The organism is Legionella genomosp. 1 (assembly GCF_900640215.1).
In the GTDB taxonomy this organism is placed as follows: domain Bacteria; phylum Pseudomonadota; class Gammaproteobacteria; order Legionellales; family Legionellaceae; genus Legionella_C; species Legionella_C quinlivanii_A.
Genome location: NZ_CAAAJH010000012.1, coordinates 26,372 through 45,404 on the forward strand (window position 1 = coordinate 26,372; position 19,033 = coordinate 45,404).

Sequence of the window (19,033 nt, forward strand, 5' to 3'; positions counted from 1 at the left end):
TTCGATTACTGGTGGTAAGCTAATACGTTTACTATTCTTATTCTCGTAAAAGCCCGTCCTGTAGATTTTCTTTAATGTATTCATTTTGGTTTTGATTTATATATTTATTGTTTTTGTAATCTACAAGCGAAAAATGGGGTTCAAGTTTTAAATAAACTGACACAGACAAACGGTCTCGACACAAAGGTGGACTAACTCTATGCAAAACAGATTGATATTCTCCGCCTGTAATTACTTCTAGGATTTTCCCTATTATTAAGACTATATGACCTGATTTAGGCACTATACTATGCCACATTCCATTATTATAAACTTCAAGACCAGGCTCAGAAGAAAAAATCATTGTAAGGAGCGTGATGTCTTTATGCGCTACTAATTTATTTTTAGGTTCAGAAAGAGAATACTTATAGAAGTTATATACTAAAGTAGGTGAACAATTATTTAATACCTCCGGGCAGTATTTACTAATGCCCTCTTGTTCAAAGATTTTTTTTATTAAAACAGAAGCTACTTGAGATTTTAATTGTTCTTTTACGTTATCCATAGTCGATTGTTCAATCAATAATGGTTCAGTTAATGGGCCACCTCTATAGGCATAGCGCTGCAGAACCATATTTTTTTCTTCACAATTTTGGAAACCTTCAGATTTTTCATCAGTAAAAGCAGACAGTAGTTTTAGGTTTTCAGTTTGATTGAAAAACCGGTGTCCAACATCTAAAAGTCGTATTAGATTTAACTCTGCCTCTTGATTTATTTTTACATAACAATATCCATTTTCTTTCAGACTATTAATTTGCTGTGTAGAAATCTCGTTCAGTGAGATAGTAACGGGGGTAGTAAAGTCATTCATGAATCAATTCTCTTAAGCCATATTCTTAAAAAGTTATAGGTTGTAGTAATCTGGAGGTTGCCGCTTAATTTATGCGTTAAAGTTGGGATGCTATCATAGGTTAAGCTAAGTATGTATCAAATATAATTATTGATACACATTAAGGTCTTATCAAAATTATGTTTAAAAATCATTGGATGGATATAGCGAATTTTGCACAGATAAATAGTTTACGTAGTGATAATCTTATATAATGTGCTTTTTATCTGGGGGGCGTAAAGTAAATGGCAAGCAAAAAAATATTACTAACAGGCGACACTCCGACAGGACAGTTACATCTTGGTCATTGGGTTGGCTCATTAGAAAATCGTGTGCAACTGCAAGATGATTATGATTGCTTCTTTTTGTTAGCCAATATGCATGCGTTCACAACTCGACATGAGCGCCCCAGTGACATAAGGCAAAGTGTATTGGATATCACCTTGGATTACTTAGCTGCGGGTATAGATCCTAACAAAAGCCATATTTTTATACAATCTGAGGTGCCAGCCATTTCCGAGTTAACATTTCTCTTTAGTATGTTAATTCCTTTTGCTCGAGTTATGCGCAATCCAACGATTAAAGATGAGATCAGAGATAAGCAATTAGGCGAAAGTTATTCTTTTGGATTTCCATTATATTCTGTGGGACAAGTCGCTGATATATTGGCGTTTCGTCCTGAAATTGTTCCTGTTGGGGAAGACCAAATTGCTCATCTTGAAATGACCCGTGAAGTTGCTAGACGGTTCAACCAACTCTATTGTGGTGTGGACTCTCATGCGACTGACGATGAAAATTTAGCACTAGGGGGATTGTTACCGATTGTAAATGCGAAACTTGGAAGGGTAAAAAAATTAGTGGGTACTGGTGGACCTAATGATGAGGGGCGTTTATTAAAAATGAGTAAATCGCTTAATAATGCCATCTTATTATCAGATGACAGCAAGACTGTACAAAAGAAAATCATGGGCATGTACACTGATCCGAATCGGTTAAGCGCTACGGACAAAGGCACTATTGAGAATAACCCTCTGTGGATTTTTCATGACGCATTTACACTAGATAAAGACTGGGTTGAAGAAGCTAAACAAAAATATCAAGCCGGTACAATAGGTGACGTTGAATGCAAAAGAAAACTAATCGACTCCATTGAACAAATATTACAACCTATGCGACAACGACGACAAGAGTATGCTGATCATCCAAAAGAAATTCTACGCATTTTACAACAGGGAACAATCAACGCAAATGAAGTGGCAAATGAAACACTAAATCTTGTTAAGAAAGCCATAAAGCAGGATTTTTTTATTTGAGACAAGAAATTTGAATAAAATTAAGTTTGAGCAGGTTGTTAAAACCTGTCCAAGACTCAAAATTAACTTAAAGCATAAGCTAAAGTTAATGTAACACATCGAATAAAGTCAGATGAGACACCTCTTCGACCTTCCAAATCAACACATGAAGAAGTTCCATATTTTGATGCAAGAGCATAAAGCATATCTGGAGAAATATCAGCTCCAAATGATCGCAAAACAGCAGATGCTGTTTCTGGATTAAAATTCATCTGAGCTGTATATTCGGGTAGCGCTTCCCTAATACGTTGAAAAACATCTTGATGTGCATCTAATATGCTTTGTATATTCTCGTTAGAAAAATCGGACAGCGCGTGATCAAGATTGGTTGCTCCTCTCAAAGCAAGCAAAGTCGCATCAATGGCATGCCAAGTCGCAAGAGGCTCATTAAAAGTTGTCTGGCTCTCTGTCGTGGCATACTTCAATTTCTTAATTTCTTTGTGGATATTTTTTGCAATTCTTATATCAAAGCCCACAGCAGTAGCAACTTTCTCAACTACTTCTTGGCTTAAGACGAACATCACACCAGCCCATGAATCAGTCAGCTCCATAGCCTTTTTGCTTATTGCCGATGCATTTTCTTCAATTAACCTGATGTCACTTTCAATAACTGCGCGAGGTCTTACCAAATTAACATTTATTCCATGCTTCAAAAATACATTTTCCATAAGTAATCCTTAAAAATAATTACAGCTGCGGCATTTTAATGTCGATAAAAACTAAATGCAAGCTGAATCTTATACCTTCCATGTCTACTTTATAATTTGCATTAATGTCCTGATCTCGCTAATTAAAAGTGTTGTCTGCTTTGCAGTACTTTCAACCGCTTTTAATATAAAGAGTATCCAGGACTCCCAATCTTTCTAGATGCCAACGACAAGTGATCTCATCTTGCATCGAACGATAAAACCCTTTCTCTTTTAGTTTTTCCTCAAACTTATAATACTGGCCTAACGACAAAACATCGATGATGCAGTCAACATCCAATGTTGTGCGAACATCTAATGACAATGGATCATTGATAAACAAAGCCGTGGTGCAGCCACCAAGATAGACAACTTCATCGTTCAATTCCCCGAGTTTCCTCGCAACCAACTCCAGCATTCTTAAATTTGATGTCGCTCTTTCGTTTCTTTGATGCATAAAACTCCCTTAATAACTCTATTGCTATTTTGCGCTCTCTTGCTCGACCTGAGCGAATTGAATCAATGAGAACCAGTAGTTCGTAAAAGGTTTGATCTGGATGTTTCGCTAAGGCCTCAGGCACGGATCGATATAATGGTTCCAAAGCTAACCCTCGATGATCGCCCTCAGCATAAGGCCATACTGGTATAGGATCATCTCCTAACACAATATGTTGTTTAAATAAGGGAGCTGCATAACTTGTAGGGATACCCCTTGTATACGATCCTAGTTGCACTGGGAAGAAGTATTTTACCCCATAAATTAAGCACTCCTCACAAGCAGCGTGTATGGGCATCCGAATGACTTTACTTGAATTGGAATTTTCAGATTTACGATATACAGGTGCAATCAATCCAGATAAATCCAAACGCTTCATCCCTTCATGAACTTCAGATGCACTCATACAAAGATAGGTTGCCAAATCTTTTTGAAGTAATTGATCCGGATGCTCACTAGCTAATATTTTTAAAAGTATCACGATGTCTTGTGGCTTTAACATGTATCGTTCCAATGTGACTTCTCTAGATAGAGTATAGCACAAATTCGCAATTCGCGAATCGCGAATTAACGATCGCTCTTTGGTATTATTATTTAAGTGAAGAAATGTGCTTTGCCCATGTTAAGAAAATTCGATTTCTTTAACATGAAAAGTAAATCATGTTAAAATTCTAAGTTTTCTTAACATGAACATTTTGTTAACTATAGGTAACAAATCTATCCTTATTACCATTCCGTAGGTTTATTGAATACCTGTCCCTGGGATGTTTTCTGGAAGTAACGACTTACTTAAAACATTAGTACGAATATGCTTAATAAAGTTTGCATATTGAGATAGTTCTCGAGAAGGTTTCCGTTTGCTGCTTGTATTTGGAAATATTAGACCTATTGTCTTATTATTTTGGCTCTTAACTAAACGCAGTGATTCCGCTAGATCGCTGTCATTTGAAACAACAACCGCGCAATCATATTCATTCAACCATGCGTCATTTAGAACATGTAAGCTAAATTAACATCAGATCCTTTTTCTTCTGTTTTATAGACTTTTATAAAATCAGGGGGTGGTTTTACCACTTTTGCAATAATTTAATGTGTTAAATAATGTCCATAATAAATTTCAAGTTCAGGAATATATTTTTGTATTGCTTGAAGATAATACTTTTGCCTCAACATTGAGTCATTTTTACCTGAGCGACTGGAAATATGGGCAGTGTAATATTTTATCTTAACAATTTCATGCGATGAGTCTAATAAATTAGAGAAAAGGGATTTTAGATCTAACCACTTATAAGGACTATTTTTTAGGCACCCATAATACAAATTAAATCCATCAACATATATAGTAGTGCGTTTTTTATTCATTTTTGAAGGCCAGAAAAAACAAGAGCCTCCGAAGAGGCTCTGCGCCCTAGGAGAGAAGTCCTAGGGGAAGTAGTAAGTTAATTATACTAAACAATAAGCATTTTCGTCAAATCACTATGACATTTCGAATCAAGAGGAATACGCCCCCTCCCTCACTGCTTGATTAACCACTTGCTAGATAAATATCAAACAGCTTATTCCAGGATACTCTTTGCCACTATAGAATTAGCGCGAATTTTGCACTTCATGAGAAACATATGTCGAAAGCCATCAATGAAAAATTAAATAACCTGAGCAAAGAAGCGCTTATTGAGATCATCGTTAATATTGCCAATGAAAACAGCGAAACCAGAAAACTTGTAACAACGTTTGCAGCAGCCCATGATCCCAATGAAATATATAAAACCTTAAACAAGGGCATCACCAGTATAAAAAACGGGAAACGATTTATTTCTTATTATGAGGCGAACGCATTTACAACTCATCTAGATTCAATTTTAACTAAGGTTAATGACTACCTGGCAACACAAGCCCCCGATTTAGCAATTAAACTATGCAAACGATTTATTGAAATAGATGAAAAGCTATTTGAGCGAATAGATGACTCTAATGGCTGTCTAGGGAACTTTTACCTGGATGTATTTGAGGTATTAGACAAGGCTTTTAGCTATTCAAGCGAAGTACCACAAGCAATTGCTGATTACATTTTATCTATTTACTTTAATGATGCCTATGGCAATCGAGGGGCAATAGTCGATTGCTTGAAGCTGTGTTTAACAGAGCCAGTAATAAAAGCATTAGAAACGACATTACCAGATATAAAATCACCCGATACCACACCAGAATTAAATCGTGATCATTCCAGTTGGGATTTTGACGCCTATATGCATAACCATCGAGTCATCAGCATACATAAAAAAATTGCTGATAAACTGCAAGACGTGGATCGTTATATTGAGCTTATAAAACTGGAAAGAGTCGATGAGAAGGACATCTGCAATATTGCTAAACGATTGAATGCCGCATTTAGAAGTGAGGAAGCCATATCTTGGCTGAAACAAATAAGTGACAACAGTTTTGAGTCATACAAGCGTGATAATCTACTTATAGAAGCCTATATGCTTGAAGGCGATGTACAACAGGCAAAAAACGTACTCTGGAATAACTTCAAGAAAAATTTAGCAGTTGAAACCTATTTCGAGTACCTGAAACTGGCCAATGATAATGAAAAAGAACTTGCAATTGAAGAATCTTTACAAATCGCAAAAGATAGCCCAAACCTTGCCAGTGCATTCAAATTCTTACAAGACATACAAGAATTTGATGCTATTGAGCAATTGTATTTTGCCCGGGAAGAGGAAATCAATGGTAATGATTACTCGATTTACCGAAAATTATCAACCGAGCTGAATAAACAAGGCAAAAGCTTAATCGCAACGTTATTAAGAAGAAAACTTGTTGAAGACACATTGTCAGCAGCACGATCCAAGTCATACAAATATGCAGCAAGTGACTTAAAATTAGCCTCAGAATTTGCAGCGAATATATCTGACTGGAGAGGTTACCCTACTCATGCTGATTTTCTTAGTCAATTAAGATCGCAACACGCTAGGAAAATAAGCTTTTGGTCTTTAATCAACAATAATAGTTATAAGTAGCATGCTTTGATTCGCAGTCGCTGTCATAATATATATTACTCACCTTTTGTCACGAACTATATTATAAAGCGTGACAAAATTAAAAATTAAGTTCGAGAATGATACGCGCCCCCCAAGTCCCAATATTGAAAAGGCAGGTGGGGACAGAACTAGTCCAGTAATAATGCGGATGCCCCACTTGTCCCCTTGGCCCCAGATATTTTTATATATCTGCATATGGAGTATTTAATTACTGAATTTAATTCCGCTAGAATAGGTCTCTAGGGAAAATTTATCATCTTTCAAAATTAAAAGAGCGTGTCCATCAGCCACATCAGGAAGATTAATATTCCACAATTTTTTATACCAAGAATCATCCTTATCGATAGGCTTTTTAATTAAATCATAAGAGGCTATCCGGAAAATCCCTCATTCTTGCAAGAGGTCTGTTTGAGAACCTCAATAAGGCGCATATTATCACATAATTGCTGAAATTTGATTCAGTCCGGCAATTCAGATGCAAAGAAAGCGCTACGCCAGTGATTTGACAGGCGGCCAATGGGCTTTGATAAGCCCGCACCATCCTGCAGAAAATGACAGGGGTCGTCCACGGGAAACTAGTCTGCGTGAGGTAGTTAATGCCCTGCTTTATATTTCCAGAACAGGTTGCCAGTGGTCCATGCTGCCAGGGGATTTTCCTCCCCGCTCAACGGTTCATGACTATTTCAGTGCATGGAGGGATGGCGGAACGCTGGATGAAATATCCAGGGTACTGCGTGAAAAATATCCGGGAAAAAGCCGGTCGCAACAGACTTCCCTCTGCGGCAGTCATTGACAGTCAATCTGTAAAAAAGGCTTCAGTAGCAGAGCAGATTGGCTATGATGGGGCAAAGCAAATCAAGGGATGGAAACGCCATCTGGCTGTGGATGTACTGGGTCTTGTACTGGCCGTGGTGGTACATTCTGCAGGAATTGATGAAAGCAGTGGGGCAAAACTGTTGATGCGGCGTCTGTCAGTCTGCTTTCCAGGCATTCTGAAGGTATGGGCTGATGGAGGATACAGTGGCAATCCATTGAAGGAATGGTTTTTATCCCTCTTTCAGTGTGTGCTGGAAATTGTCAGACGCCCGAGAAAAAGATTCCAGATTGTGAAATGGCGATGGATTGTGGAACGTACCTTTGGCTGGTTTAACTGGCAGAGACCACTCAGCAAGGACTATGAATATTATGAATCCAGTGCGGAGGCATGGGTGAAGATTGCCTCCATCAATGTCATGGTGCATCGATTGCGGCCGGGATAGATCCTGAACGGGAGAATCCATAAATGGCGTTTAACCTGCAATACAGGTTGAATCCCCACACCTGAAATACAGGAACACATCAACAACAGGGGGTATTTTTCTGGACCATCACGGGGGGGGGCGAGGGAATGGAAAAAACCACAGCCTGAACCTGTTTAAAAAAACAGATCTGCGTCTGGCTGGCGAAGCCAGGCATTTATCGGATAGCCTCTTAATAAAATAATCACTTTTTGCCTGTTCATGCCAACATTTTTGAGCTTTTTTACATGAGGCATTTATCTAAAACAATATAGCTTTAAAATTAATCAATAAAAGTAGCTGGTGTAACATGAAATCGCGCTGCTAATTTCTTGATATGAGAAAGATTGAGCTGTCGTTTACCGTTTAATATTTCAGAAACGACCCCCTGACTTCCAATTTCATTTTTAAGAGCATTTTGATCTAAACCGTGCTGTTCCATGAGAAATTTTAATGCATCAATACCGCTTCCTTTTTGAAGCTGTTCATCATGGTTTTCATCATACTGAGTTATCATATGGCTGATTACATCAACTAACCCAATTAACTCATGAGATTCATTGTCACCAACGATATCCAATAATTGATCGAGCATACTGGCAAGCTTCTCATACTCATCGTCATTTTGAGGAACATGAATAACGGGAGAGATATGTTTCCAATGCTGGATTGTCTCTTCTAAATAATGATTGTGTGCTAAAGCAGTCATATTTCACTCCTTCCACTTATTTTTGTCATATTCTTGATGGGTCAAGATATGACGTATATACAATTTTTGTCGATTAAAATGGATGCTTGTTATTAAACGGAGTTTATTACCCCCTATATCAAAAACATACAAATCACCCACTTTATCAATGATGTTAAAAGCAGCCTTTAACTCAGCAAAATTTTTAAAGTCATTCTCTTCGATAACCTTCAACCACCCTGCAAGAGCAGATGCACATTGAGGAAACAAAGCCTTTGCCTCTGTAATTCTTCTTCTAGTTATTATATGCATAGCAAATACATATCCTCGTTAGATTAAATTATATCTCATTTTGAGATATTTGCAAAATAATCATTGTCCCTTCTGCCAAAACATCATGTGCTTATGAGTGAAATTAGCAAGTGTAGGTCGGGCTTTTCGTCCTTAGATTGAGGGTTATTGGCGAAGCCCCTGACCTACGCTTACTTTCTTTCGTTGGAAGACATTGAGTCATTATACCTGCTTACAGTTATTTGATATGTACTCATTTAGGACCATGCATGCTAATAAAGCGGTTTAATAGTCAAAATATTGGATAAAGAACACCACTGATGAACACTATACTTTATGCCTAATATTGAAATGGGATATGGTAGAACATTAGGCATGGGTCAAATTGCTATAAATTTTTTAGGTAAAACCTAAATTTTATCACCTGTTGCTGGCAAAGCCTGTACGGCCCTCTATCTAATCATGTGGATTATCGGATTTTGAGTATGAACTGGATTAGCAATATAACCAAAATATATCGTGGTAGCAGTGGCGGCAAGTTATCAATGCCCGTATGGTGGGGTATGGTTGCCGTTTTTGTGAATTCATTTGGCACAATGTCAATGTTGTTCCTATCTCTTTATTTCGTTTCAGATTTGGGACTCAGTATTACGGAAGTAAGTGAGCTAATCAGTTTATTTAGCGTTGGGGCAATATTCGGTGCATATCTTAGTGGTCGCTTATGTGAAAAATATACAACAAAAACCGTTTCCATTTGCTCGTTAATATTAAATTCGATTGCTTTGATGTCAATACTTCTTTGCAAAGATTTTTATTCCTTACTATGTGTGACTAGTCTTATGGGCGCTGCGAACTCGTCATTTATTCCAGCTAATCGTATTTGGTTAATGAAGCAATGCAAAGAAGATCAGAGAGCTAGAGTGAATAGCCTACGTTTTATGATGGCTAACCTGGGAATGGGTATCGCTGTTGTTATCGGCGGTATTTTAGCCAAATTGAGTTATCAAATTTTATTCATATTCAATGGTACAGCATTTCTGCTTTCCGCGATTATATTGTTGTTATTGAAAACGAACAATGGAGAATTAAATGTGGTGCAGAATAACAGTACTGTACTAAAAGCAAAGCAGCAGAAATTGTTGACTCTTCCCCTCTTTTTCGAAAACAAAGGGTTTCTGGATGTACCTGTTACTATTACTAGCAACATTAACATTTTCCCAGTTATGGGTGAATTACCCTATATACATGCGCAATAAATATCAACTTGATGAACAGGGACTCAGCAGTCTCTTTTTGATTAACACTCTGCTGATTGTTCTATTTCAAGTTGTTATTGTTGATCTCACTAGCAAATATAATCTTTTTGTTAGCGCCGCTGTTGGATCATTTCTTATTGGTTTTGGCCACCTATTACAACTGGAAAGCTAAATATGGCGGGATGGAGGCCTCAGATATTAAACGAATGAAGCAACTTGAGGAAGAAAATGCAAAGCTGAAACGGATGTTCGCTGATTTGTCGCTGGAAAACCGTGCGTTGAAGGATGTGATAGAAAAAAAGCTTTAAAGCCGGCAGAGAAAAGGGAAATGGCTGATTATCTAGTAAATGAATACGGCATGAGTCTTAGACAGAGCTGTGCCGCTTTAAGCCTGAGTCGCACAGGTTACTATTATCAGCCGGCAGTAAATAAGGATGAGACGGTGATTAAAGAGCTGATGGAAGTTACCGAACGCTATCCGCGTTATGGCTTCAGGAAAGTGTTTGTCAAACTGAGGCAGGCGGGTTTACATGGAATCACAAAAGGGTTTACCGGGTACTGTGAATTGCAGTTGAATATCCGCCGTAAAGGAAAGCAGAGATTGCCTACACGCAACCCGGAGCCTCTTGCGGTTTCCGCTACAGTTAACCATACTTGGTCTGCTGATTTTTATGAGCGACGCATTGAACTGTGGCAGACGATTCAGGACATTTAATGTGGTTGATGATTTCAACCGGGAAGCACTGGCCATTGAAGTGGATCTGAGCCTGCCTGCCCGACGGGTTACCCGGGTGCTTGACAGCATTGCTGCCAGTCGAGGATATCCGGCAAAACTGCGGCTTGATAATGGGCCTGAGTTTATCTCTCTGGTATTGGCTGACTGGGCTGAAAAACACGGAGTTACTCTTGAGTTTATTCAACCCGGAAAACCTACTCAAAATTCATTTATTGAACGGTTTAATCGAACTTATCGCAATGAAATACTGGATTTTTATTTGTTCAGAAATCTCAATGAAGTTCGGGAAATAACTAGGAAATGGATGAAAGAATATAACGAAGAAAGACCGCATGAATCTCTGGGAGATCTGTCACCATTTGATTATATGTAGTAGACTCGACTTAGCTTCGCCATGGCCCGACATTGTTCCAGCTACTTTCCAAACAACTGTAGGCTACAGAACGATAAATTTCCGACGAATAATATTTTTCTGATTTTGTAATGGAATAAAATATTTTCTGCATATTTTCCAAGGTCAAAGGTGTAATTTGCTCAGCAAATTTTTTAAAAATCTGTTCTGCCTTAATTATTTCATTCCGATATAGTTCGGTATTTGATTTATACTCCTCATCAGCATCAGGTGCGACATAGTCTATTGGCTCAAGGCTTATCATAAAATCGATTGCTTCCTCGACCAACTCTCTTGTAACAAATCCTCCATCATAACCTATGATATTTGAAGTTAAATGATGTGATTCAGCAAGTACTAAAAAATCATATTGTTTATATGATTGGCTTGGCCTTGCTTGAGTAGCTATAATAATTTTTTGGGTTACTTCTTTGCCCATTGAATACATTAAATGTATGATTTCATCTCTAATATTGTTGAAATTTGGATCGTGTCTTGGAATAAATCGTTCCAGTATGTACCCAATGACACTTCCATTAATGCTAAATTTATACCCAAGATGCCCCTCTGAAGTCAAATATTCATTCCATATATACTGCAATGGAAAAGTATTCCCAAACATTTCTGTTTGTTTTTCATTACTCAAGCCACAAATATAAGCCGGTTCTGAAAGTTTGGGATCATTTAATACAATGGATAAAACATTCTCAACTATGGTTTTACGCTTATTGGGAGGAGGACGCTTCATATCATATTTTTTATTACTAAGGCTGCGAAAAATACTTTTTACAACATCTATAACTGCCATTTGTTATCCAAACTGATTAAATTAATTTATAGTACGCCTCAAAATGGATTGCGAGTTACTCAAATTCAACTTCTAAAAAATTATCAACACCACATTCCAATCGCATATGATGAAACTCAGTTTCAAATAATCCATTAATTAGAGCTTTTTTTATTTCTTCAAAACTTACTTCATAAATAACTTTAATATCTTTGTGGTAAACCAACTTAAGGGTTTCTAGATATCCTAACCCTTGCGTTCTATCTGTCAAAACGTAAAACTCAGCGGATTTAAACATGTCCATCATAGGGATAGAACCACAAAGACCAATGTGTACAATACTGACAAAATCATTCAAATGTTCTTCAAATATCCGCTCCTGTGAAGTATCTAATCGACGTGCTTTTCGTGCCTTTAATCGTCCAGAAAAAGATTTTTCTAATATATTACTAGCGAACGAATAATCATTCCATGCATGCTCATACCAATTAATTTTCGAAAAATTTTGGACTTTATCAACAATACAATCTAATGGAGATGCCCCAGCTTCATCCAACTCTTTTGCTTCTCGAGTATCTTGCCCCTTTGTTGGAACAGCTAAGCTACTATTCGCATCAGAATTTACTAATATTTGACCATCAATTTCGAGGTCATCAATCCATTTTGCTAATCCAGTATCACATTTAAAAAGCTGCTGACAAAATTGATTAAGTAAATTACCTGCCTCATTCGAATTCTGCTCAATCTTTTCTATTGCTGTTTCTACTTCATAAGAGAAATTACAATTTAACTGTTCTTTGTCTGGGAGACTCGAAATTTTTTCATATACCGCCGCTCCATTTGAAGCTAGATATAAGAAGCTCCCATCTTTCAATAACAACTCATTTTTTACTACCGAGTTTAAGGCTTTGGCGTATGTAGATGGCCTAGCTACTTTATACGCTACCATACTATCAAGCAATGAAGAGTATGTTAGATATTTCTGAGGTGGCGTTTTTACCTGCACTGTTATGTTGGCATCTTCAGAAATGGTAAAAACTATATGTTGAATTTTTGAGCTGGAAAACAAACAATTTTTATTATATTTCGGAATTGCAAACGGCATATCTTCATAACTAAGATATGATGTCGCTCCAAAGTATACGCCAGAAAAATCTGTTGAAATTACATTACTCCATCCAGGCTCTAATAACTCTTGCCATTTTAAACATAGAGATAACTTATCACTTACTATTGTTCTCAATTGGTGGGCGCGGGTAACTGGTCCCTCAAGATTTGTAGCGATTGCTGCCCGCCATAACAGCTCATAGACTTTCAAATGATTTCCATCCAGGAAGCTGCTTGCAGTTTCTGGATCTAAATCATAATTCAAAGGTTCCAGCATGGGATGTGCATGGTTAGGATATGTCATCGTTATTCTTCTAAAGATCTATTGAGCATAAATTCGAACATGGCCTCTGGGTCGTCAAACTCTACCCATGCTGTCTCACCAATGTACTCTATTCCTTGATATATATCTGTATTGGGATTATAAATGTAAAGCTCTTCGTCTCTGTTTCCAAAATAAAAATAGTCTTCATTGAATGTTTCACGTAAGTTTGAATTTGCCTCGGCAAAGGATTCTTGAAAAAGCCAATATTTTTGGGTGGGCCATATAATTAACCCATTAAACATTACACCATTTGAATAAGATAATAACTTTTCAAATGCCAATGGGATTGTATAATTAAATTTCTCTTTAATCTCTTTTTTGAATTTAACTAGCTCTTCATCATCAGTCGGAGAAGGTATACCAGACGTTTCATATTCTTTTAATTCATCATTAATTTTATCAATTAGAATTTCTATCGACATCATATAACTCAACTAAAGTACTGTTTGGTATAGGGTCACTATAATAACCACTCTCAAGATTGGGATAAACAATTGCATTCTCAGGTGGAACAGGTAATGCAATCTGAGCTTTTTCAACCTCGGCCATTAATTTAATTTGTAATTCTCCGGGGTTGTAAAACCCATGGATCGATCGGTGTTCGACATTATCTTTTATCAAAATTAGATTATTAAAATCATTTGTTCCACCATCATCTAACGGAATTCGATGATGAACTTGATAACCTAAAGGAGCTCGCCCTTTATCTTTCATAAGATTAATCTGACTATCCAAAAACCCTGCTTGTTTTAATTCATTATAATGCGTACTTGCTATTGTTTTAAGCCACTTAACTCGATCAGTTTTTGAAAAATTAGCTCGTTCAGATTTATATATTTCTCTGTCTTTTTTCTGGTATTCAATTAGCTGATAACGAAACCCATGCAGTGCTCTTGCTCCAGTATGATGATACACAAATACTGCTGATGGATGTTGCTCATGATCTCTGCTAGCCTGCCATTCAAGAAGTCTTTGATTTAACTTTTTTAAGTACTTTTTATCATCTTTCTTTTCCATTAAGAAAAATTTCATAAACACTTGCAACCTTACCTTTAACTTTCCATTCTTTAACTTTTCTATGACTTTTTCAAAGCCAAGGCCCACAAGACTTTTTATCTCAGCAGCTGTTCTTAAGTATGATATCAATCCACTCATGCCAGTTGCTCCAGTTCAATATCACCTTTTACAGTAGACTGGCCTTCGTAAAGATCTTGAAGAATATTCATAACTTCAGTTGGAGACAGTTCCAATTCGGTGCAAGCTAATTTTAAAAACTGGGCCGTATTTAACGCCGGATATTCTGGTAATTGTTGCACAGTAGCCTGCCAGTCAACTGTTATGCCTCTTTTCATATCAATCAAACTCTTTAACTTTATAGCTGCTTTATTGGCAATTAGAGGATCATTAAAAATGATTGGTTTATTTTCATCATTATCATAAAGAATAAAACTACCTAAGTTTCTTAATTCAGCATTTGGGATTTTTACCTCAATACAATATTCATCCACTTGATCAAAATACTTTTGTGCAATATCTAATATGGAGAGCTGCACCCTGCCAATTCCAGCATGAAAACCATTGTTTACACCCAATCCTAATTTTTTCGGGTAATGACGACTAATGATTTGATCTAAAAATGATCTAAACAACGCTCCCTTAACCAATCCAGCATCAAGTCCATCACTTGCATTTACATAAGCGTTTTGAATTTCCTCCTCTCTCAAGTTATAAAATCGCATACGCTTAATAACGGGCATACTTTTTTTCTTATTAACTTGAGGTAAAAATTCTTTAACTCTATTAATAAAATGCCATGCAATACTTTCTCCCTCAGCATCTGGATCGGTTGCTATATAAAGAATATCCAAATCTGACCATAATAATGCGACTCTTTCATAGACTTGAGCTTCTTTATCAGAAATTGCTGTCCATTTGGGTTCAGTAGCTGTCATTGGATCCCAAGATGAACTGGTATCTAATTGTGCCAAATGCCCATTTGTAGCTAAAATTTCTAATTCCATTCCTTTCCCTAAAGCCTTTTGCAAATGCCCGCTTTTATGGGGCGATTCGATTAGCATTAATTCATTGGAGTTTAGTCTTTTTCCCCTATTCATTATGTGATAGAAAAGATAGTCGCTAGGTTTTTTTAATTCTTGCCGATTCAAATTATGACCATAATTTACAGCCTTCTGATCTACGGCAATAATAAATACTTCTTTTGCTCTCGAGATAGCAACATTTATGAGACTTGAGTCCTCATCATAAAAGTGTTTTTCTCCTGGATTGACTGACTCTACCATTGAAAAAATAACAATAGGACGTTCTGAACCTTGCAAAGAATGGACTGTACCTACCACAAGTTGATTTGCAAGCGCATTTTTATCACGAAGATCTTCAGAAAACTCATTAGCAATAGCTTTTCGTAATGCATAAACCTGGCCTTTAAATGGTGTTAATATCGCAACTAAGTCAGCGAGACTCTTTTGATTATTATTTGAATTGTAATGCGAGAGGATAGAGTTCTTCTGCTCTTTTAACCATTTCGCAATTAATGTTGCCTCTGCCAAATTACATCGTGAGCCACCATTCAATTTAGTTGATTCACCAGGAACAACCAGAAAGCCCAACGGTGCTCGCCACTCTTTTTTAGGCTCCGTGGCTGCTTCTACCACATTTAATGCTCCAGAATAGACCATCTCATTACATATCTGGATGATTGGATCTCTACATCTGTAATGGTTGGTAAGCATGACACCAGGAACACTTTTATTTTTATCATAAAACTCCGTGGCGTTTTGAGCCATTAACATGATGCTGCCAGACGACATCATTAAGCCATTTTTTTTGAGCATTTCTTTATCATCAACCATTTTTAAATGGCGTTGAATTAATTGATCAATCGTTTGCTCAATATTCCAAACAGGTTTTATTTGCTCTGTATCACCAACAACTATTGCTCGTTTGGCAAATGAAAATATGCAAGCCCCAATTTCAGGTGTTCCTTGCCCAGCTTCATCAACGATCAATAGATCGGCCCGATCATACAAATAATCAAACCGACGGTGACTATCATTACATTTCATCAATTTTGGCGCAGAATAACTAGTCGTTACAAACACTGGGGCCAGCATTGCCAGTTCACGAATTTTTTCTAAAGACGTTTGAGTGTGATCAGGAAATTGCATTACCTGTTTTCGATATAGAATATATCTTGCTTCCCAATAACGAGCACTTAGATGAAACAGTTTAGGTCTGACATACACATCTAAAATATCCTGTATGTCTTGTAATAATGTAATATGAAAATCGTTCCAGCTAATGGTTAAATGACTTCTCGAACAATTGATGGCATAAATAAATCGTTTTAAAATCCCAACTTGAGGTTTTTCTGTTAGATTCTCAAGTTTACAAACAATCTCTCCTTGTATGTCTTTCAAACTTAGGTGTAATTGCTCAATTTCCGATTGGGCTGCTTCATATTTAGTTATAAGGTCCGAATTCTCTTTATAGTGATTATATGAGGTATTTCTTTCCTGTATTAACTCATTTTTTTTAAGCAACAAAATTTTCGTTTTATGACGTACGAGATTAAGAATTTCATTTAAATTAACATCCTTTTCCGATAAGTTGATACCCAGCATATCTAACTTATTTAACCAATATTTATTATCTTTCTCCTCCAGCTTCTTTAGAAACCCTATACACTTCCGCCATATCCTGCTGAATAAACTGGGTTCAAAATCTCTGCAAACTTCATTCTTTAACGTCTTGAAGTCAATTAACTTATTATCTAGTATCTCAATTTCTCTATCATAGGTAGCAATTGATTGCCTATGGGCTTTAACATCAAATGCGGACTTAAGGTACTCATACTTATTTTTGAGCTTTAATATCTCATCCTCTTTCCCTGCAAATAAAACAAAACCAGATGACCATGATTTTAATAAATCAGTAATCAGCCCCATCTCTTTGTTTATTTCTTTTATCTTATTTCTAAATAATTTGGCTACTTCAGCAACTTCCAGGCTTTCATTAAAAAACTCTTTAGCCAAGGAAAGATAACTGTACTCAAGATAAGATATATTATTAACGACCTTCCCAAAGTCTTTAGCAGCAAATTCAAACTCCCAGGGTATAGATGGAGCTCTTCGCGTTATAATTTGAAAGCCCTGATATTCGACCTTATCCTTGTTCACGGAAGCAGGTTGATACCATCCATATGAAACCAAATGAGGTATCCAACGACTCTCAATACAAACTTCATTTTCAGTTCTTTCACCGTTTATATCCCTAAGAGGAGGACCCGGAACAGAGTCAAAACTTGAAATAATGTTCGTTACCGCTTGATTCGTTGCTGCACAGGCAATAATGATTGGACATTCTGGGTTCTCTTCATCGGAAATTAATGGACGTATCCATTCATCAGCTATAACCGCTCTTAACAGGCTTGTTTTACCAGTTCCCGGAGGCCCATTAACGGCCAATGTATTACCATTATTTATTTTTTTAAAAAGAGACAAACTTATTCGTTGAGATGGATCTAGTGGATAACATATTCTTTTCTTATTAGGGCTAATACTGTCCATGTGCCCTAAATAAACACTTAGATTATCCCAGGTAAGCTTTTCCTGATCGGCTGTAAATTCCTTTGATAAGTCTTTATTTTTGTTAATAATATTTTTGAATAATGGTAACAAATCATCGCTAGATTGTTTCATTACTTTTGATAAATCGCTAAAGCAATTTCGAATGTTTTTAGTTGCTCCAGATACAGCACTTCCATCAACCAGTTTAAACCTGACCTCTTTATTTCTCAGTCGCGCAACAGTATTTTTTGATTCATTATATTTTTCAATCCATGCTTTGCAACCACCTTCTCCATCAGTTAATGCATCAAAGCATTGATCAATAAAATTCAAACATTGATCTAAAGGCGCACCATCAGCCAAAATTGCTTCAACTGATGACATTTTAAATCCAAAGGCTTCTTTGTTCGAAAGCATTAATCCCTCAATTTCCGCTTCCTCACCCATTATTCTATGATTGAATAATGGAAGTTCATCCGTAGCTTTTACCCAAGAATAAGGAACTTTTTTGATCTCAGAACCTTTTGAGTCATCAAAGTTGAGAGCCAAAGGGAAAACATAAATGACTATATTGTTGGAGTTATTTGTTCTTGCATTTTCTGGTTCTAAGAGCATAACAAGGTGACGAACACATTCTTCTTGCTGTGCAGAAGATATCCCAGAGACGTTTTTACAAAAAAACTGTTCTAATACAAATTTGATCTTATCAATACTGAAGCTTTGAACATCCTGAAGCTCACTTTCTAGATTTCCATAACCGTCAAACGCCGTCCTTTCAAGACCATCTTGCCAATATTTGATTACTTTCTGTTCAAATGTATTTTTTGGGGGTTCTTGTATCTCACTCTTAATATTAGGAGGTGTAGTTTCTACATTTTTTTGCTCAGGGGTAGCAGCGTCAATTGAGCCCCTTTGAACAGTTACAGACCCAATTGCCCTATAAAATTGTACTTTATGTTTAGCAATAAAATCACCACAACCTCGGGCATCCTTTATCGCGTGAGGTGGTAATTTAATTTTAAGCTTCTCTGCAATATCTTTAGCAAATTTTAATTGATTGTCAGAGGGTAACATCCTTTAAATCCATATAAATCATAACAGCAAAAAATTGGCAGATAATACAATAAATAATCTTGCAAATCTATT

15 protein-coding genes and 2 pseudogenes are annotated in these 19,033 nt (G+C 36.7%); 5 read left to right on the forward strand and 12 right to left on the reverse strand.

The features are described from left to right. Positions 1-37 precede the first annotated feature (37 nt). Positions 38-850: a 2OG-Fe(II) oxygenase family protein gene (locus E1O89_RS11350; protein WP_133140264.1), complete on the reverse strand. Its 813-nt coding sequence runs from the start codon at positions 848-850 to the stop codon at positions 38-40. 263 nt (positions 851-1,113) lie between these two features. Between E1O89_RS11350 and trpS the strand changes: the two genes are divergently transcribed. Beyond that, positions 1,114-2,181 carry a tryptophan--tRNA ligase gene (gene trpS / locus E1O89_RS11355; RefSeq protein WP_133140265.1) on the forward strand — a complete coding sequence of 356 codons (1,068 nt, stop codon included), beginning with the start codon at positions 1,114-1,116 and terminating at the stop codon, positions 2,179-2,181. Between the two features lie 62 nt (positions 2,182-2,243). Here the strand turns inward: trpS and E1O89_RS11360 are convergent, their stop codons facing one another. The 4 genes from E1O89_RS11360 to E1O89_RS15670 all read right to left on the reverse strand — a co-directional run bounded on the left by E1O89_RS11360 (position 2,244) and on the right by E1O89_RS15670 (position 4,764). Beyond that, the gene (locus tag E1O89_RS11360) at positions 2,244-2,888 is read right to left on the reverse strand and encodes a hypothetical protein (protein WP_133140266.1); all 645 of its coding nucleotides are present in this window, start codon (positions 2,886-2,888) and stop codon (positions 2,244-2,246) included. Between the two features lie 151 nt (positions 2,889-3,039). Then, positions 3,040-3,291 carry a hypothetical protein gene (locus E1O89_RS11365; protein ID WP_262337504.1) on the reverse strand — a complete coding sequence of 84 codons (252 nt, stop codon included), beginning with the start codon at positions 3,289-3,291 and terminating at the stop codon, positions 3,040-3,042. After that, the gene (locus tag E1O89_RS11370) at positions 3,281-3,904 is read right to left on the reverse strand and encodes a hypothetical protein (protein ID WP_133140267.1); all 624 of its coding nucleotides are present in this window, start codon (positions 3,902-3,904) and stop codon (positions 3,281-3,283) included. The genes E1O89_RS11365 and E1O89_RS11370 overlap by 11 nt, the downstream gene beginning before the upstream one ends. Before the next feature lie 584 nt (positions 3,905-4,488). Continuing rightward, a complete protein-coding gene (locus tag E1O89_RS15670) occupies positions 4,489-4,764 on the reverse strand; it encodes an NYN domain-containing protein (protein ID WP_262337505.1) in 276 nt (91 codons plus the stop codon). A gap of 257 nt (positions 4,765-5,021) precedes the next feature. On the opposite strand from E1O89_RS15670, the gene E1O89_RS11380 reads away from it, so the two are divergent. Both E1O89_RS11380 and E1O89_RS11390 read left to right on the forward strand, forming a co-directional pair. Next, on the forward strand, positions 5,022-6,422 hold the full coding sequence (locus tag E1O89_RS11380; RefSeq protein ID WP_133140268.1) for a DUF6880 family protein: 1,401 nt from the start codon (positions 5,022-5,024) through the stop codon (positions 6,420-6,422). A gap of 496 nt (positions 6,423-6,918) precedes the next feature. Further along, positions 6,919-7,702 (forward strand): annotated as a pseudogene (locus E1O89_RS11390) (IS5 family transposase). A gap of 301 nt (positions 7,703-8,003) precedes the next feature. Here E1O89_RS11390 and E1O89_RS11395 read toward each other — a convergent pair. Continuing rightward, positions 8,004-8,429 carry a type II toxin-antitoxin system HigA family antitoxin gene (locus E1O89_RS11395; protein ID WP_133140269.1) on the reverse strand — a complete coding sequence of 142 codons (426 nt, stop codon included), beginning with the start codon at positions 8,427-8,429 and terminating at the stop codon, positions 8,004-8,006. Positions 8,430-8,432: 3 nt separating this feature from the next. Next, on the reverse strand, positions 8,433-8,720 hold the full coding sequence (locus tag E1O89_RS11400) for a type II toxin-antitoxin system HigB family toxin (RefSeq protein WP_133140270.1): 288 nt from the start codon (positions 8,718-8,720) through the stop codon (positions 8,433-8,435). Positions 8,721-9,184: 464 nt separating this feature from the next. Here E1O89_RS11400 and E1O89_RS11405 point away from each other — a divergent pair, with 464 nt between their 5' ends. Then, positions 9,185-9,955, forward strand: a complete 771-nt coding sequence (locus E1O89_RS11405) for an MFS transporter (RefSeq protein ID WP_133140271.1) — start codon at positions 9,185-9,187, stop codon at positions 9,953-9,955. 146 nt (positions 9,956-10,101) lie between these two features. Next, positions 10,102-11,064, forward strand: a pseudogene (locus tag E1O89_RS11410) (IS3 family transposase); the annotation flags it as partial. A 10-nt stretch (positions 11,065-11,074) separates the two neighbouring features. Here E1O89_RS11410 and E1O89_RS11415 read toward each other — a convergent pair. From E1O89_RS11415 to E1O89_RS11435, 5 genes are read right to left on the reverse strand one after another with little or no spacing between them, the layout of a single operon-like run. Then, positions 11,075-11,890, reverse strand: a complete 816-nt coding sequence (locus tag E1O89_RS11415; RefSeq protein ID WP_133140272.1) for a hypothetical protein — start codon at positions 11,888-11,890, stop codon at positions 11,075-11,077. Between the two features lie 55 nt (positions 11,891-11,945). Continuing rightward, entirely contained in the window at positions 11,946-13,280 is a 1,335-nt protein-coding gene (locus E1O89_RS11420; RefSeq protein WP_133140273.1) for a DNA topoisomerase, read from the reverse strand. 2 nt (positions 13,281-13,282) lie between these two features. Beyond that, entirely contained in the window at positions 13,283-13,726 is a 444-nt protein-coding gene (locus E1O89_RS11425) for a YrhA family protein (protein ID WP_133140274.1), read from the reverse strand. Continuing rightward, positions 13,701-14,456, reverse strand: coding sequence for an HNH endonuclease signature motif containing protein (locus E1O89_RS11430; protein WP_133140275.1), 756 nt, complete (start codon positions 14,454-14,456; stop codon positions 13,701-13,703). Before E1O89_RS11430 ends, E1O89_RS11425 begins: the two co-directional genes overlap by 26 nt. Next, entirely contained in the window at positions 14,453-18,961 is a 4,509-nt protein-coding gene (locus E1O89_RS11435; protein WP_133140276.1) for an AAA domain-containing protein, read from the reverse strand. The genes E1O89_RS11430 and E1O89_RS11435 overlap by 4 nt, the downstream gene beginning before the upstream one ends. Between the last annotated feature and the right edge of the window lie 72 nt (positions 18,962-19,033).

What these genes read in the sequence shown, in the direction of transcription:
- E1O89_RS11370 (WP_133140267.1), bottom strand. Translation starts at nt 3,904, where the DNA reads ATGTTAAAGCCACAAGACATCGTGATACTTTTAAAAATATTAGCTAGT.
- E1O89_RS11430 (WP_133140275.1), bottom strand. Translation starts at nt 14,456, where the DNA reads ATGAGTGGATTGATATCATACTTAAGAACAGCTGCTGAGATAAAAAGT.
- E1O89_RS15670 (WP_262337505.1), bottom strand. Translation starts at nt 4,764, where the DNA reads ATGAATAAAAAACGCACTACTATATATGTTGATGGATTTAATTTGTAT.
- E1O89_RS11350 (WP_133140264.1), bottom strand. Translation starts at nt 850, where the DNA reads ATGAATGACTTTACTACCCCCGTTACTATCTCACTGAACGAGATTTCT.
- E1O89_RS11405 (WP_133140271.1), top strand. Translation starts at nt 9,185, where the DNA reads ATGAACTGGATTAGCAATATAACCAAAATATATCGTGGTAGCAGTGGC.
- E1O89_RS11395 (WP_133140269.1), bottom strand. Translation starts at nt 8,429, where the DNA reads ATGACTGCTTTAGCACACAATCATTATTTAGAAGAGACAATCCAGCAT.
- E1O89_RS11420 (WP_133140273.1), bottom strand. Translation starts at nt 13,280, where the DNA reads ATGACATATCCTAACCATGCACATCCCATGCTGGAACCTTTGAATTAT.
- E1O89_RS11415 (WP_133140272.1), bottom strand. Translation starts at nt 11,890, where the DNA reads ATGGCAGTTATAGATGTTGTAAAAAGTATTTTTCGCAGCCTTAGTAAT.
- E1O89_RS11435 (WP_133140276.1), bottom strand. Translation starts at nt 18,961, where the DNA reads ATGTTACCCTCTGACAATCAATTAAAATTTGCTAAAGATATTGCAGAG.
- E1O89_RS11400 (WP_133140270.1), bottom strand. Translation starts at nt 8,720, where the DNA reads ATGCATATAATAACTAGAAGAAGAATTACAGAGGCAAAGGCTTTGTTT.
- E1O89_RS11360 (WP_133140266.1), bottom strand. Translation starts at nt 2,888, where the DNA reads ATGGAAAATGTATTTTTGAAGCATGGAATAAATGTTAATTTGGTAAGA.
- trpS (WP_133140265.1), top strand. Translation starts at nt 1,114, where the DNA reads ATGGCAAGCAAAAAAATATTACTAACAGGCGACACTCCGACAGGACAG.
- E1O89_RS11380 (WP_133140268.1), top strand. Translation starts at nt 5,022, where the DNA reads ATGTCGAAAGCCATCAATGAAAAATTAAATAACCTGAGCAAAGAAGCG.
- E1O89_RS11425 (WP_133140274.1), bottom strand. Translation starts at nt 13,726, where the DNA reads ATGATGTCGATAGAAATTCTAATTGATAAAATTAATGATGAATTAAAA.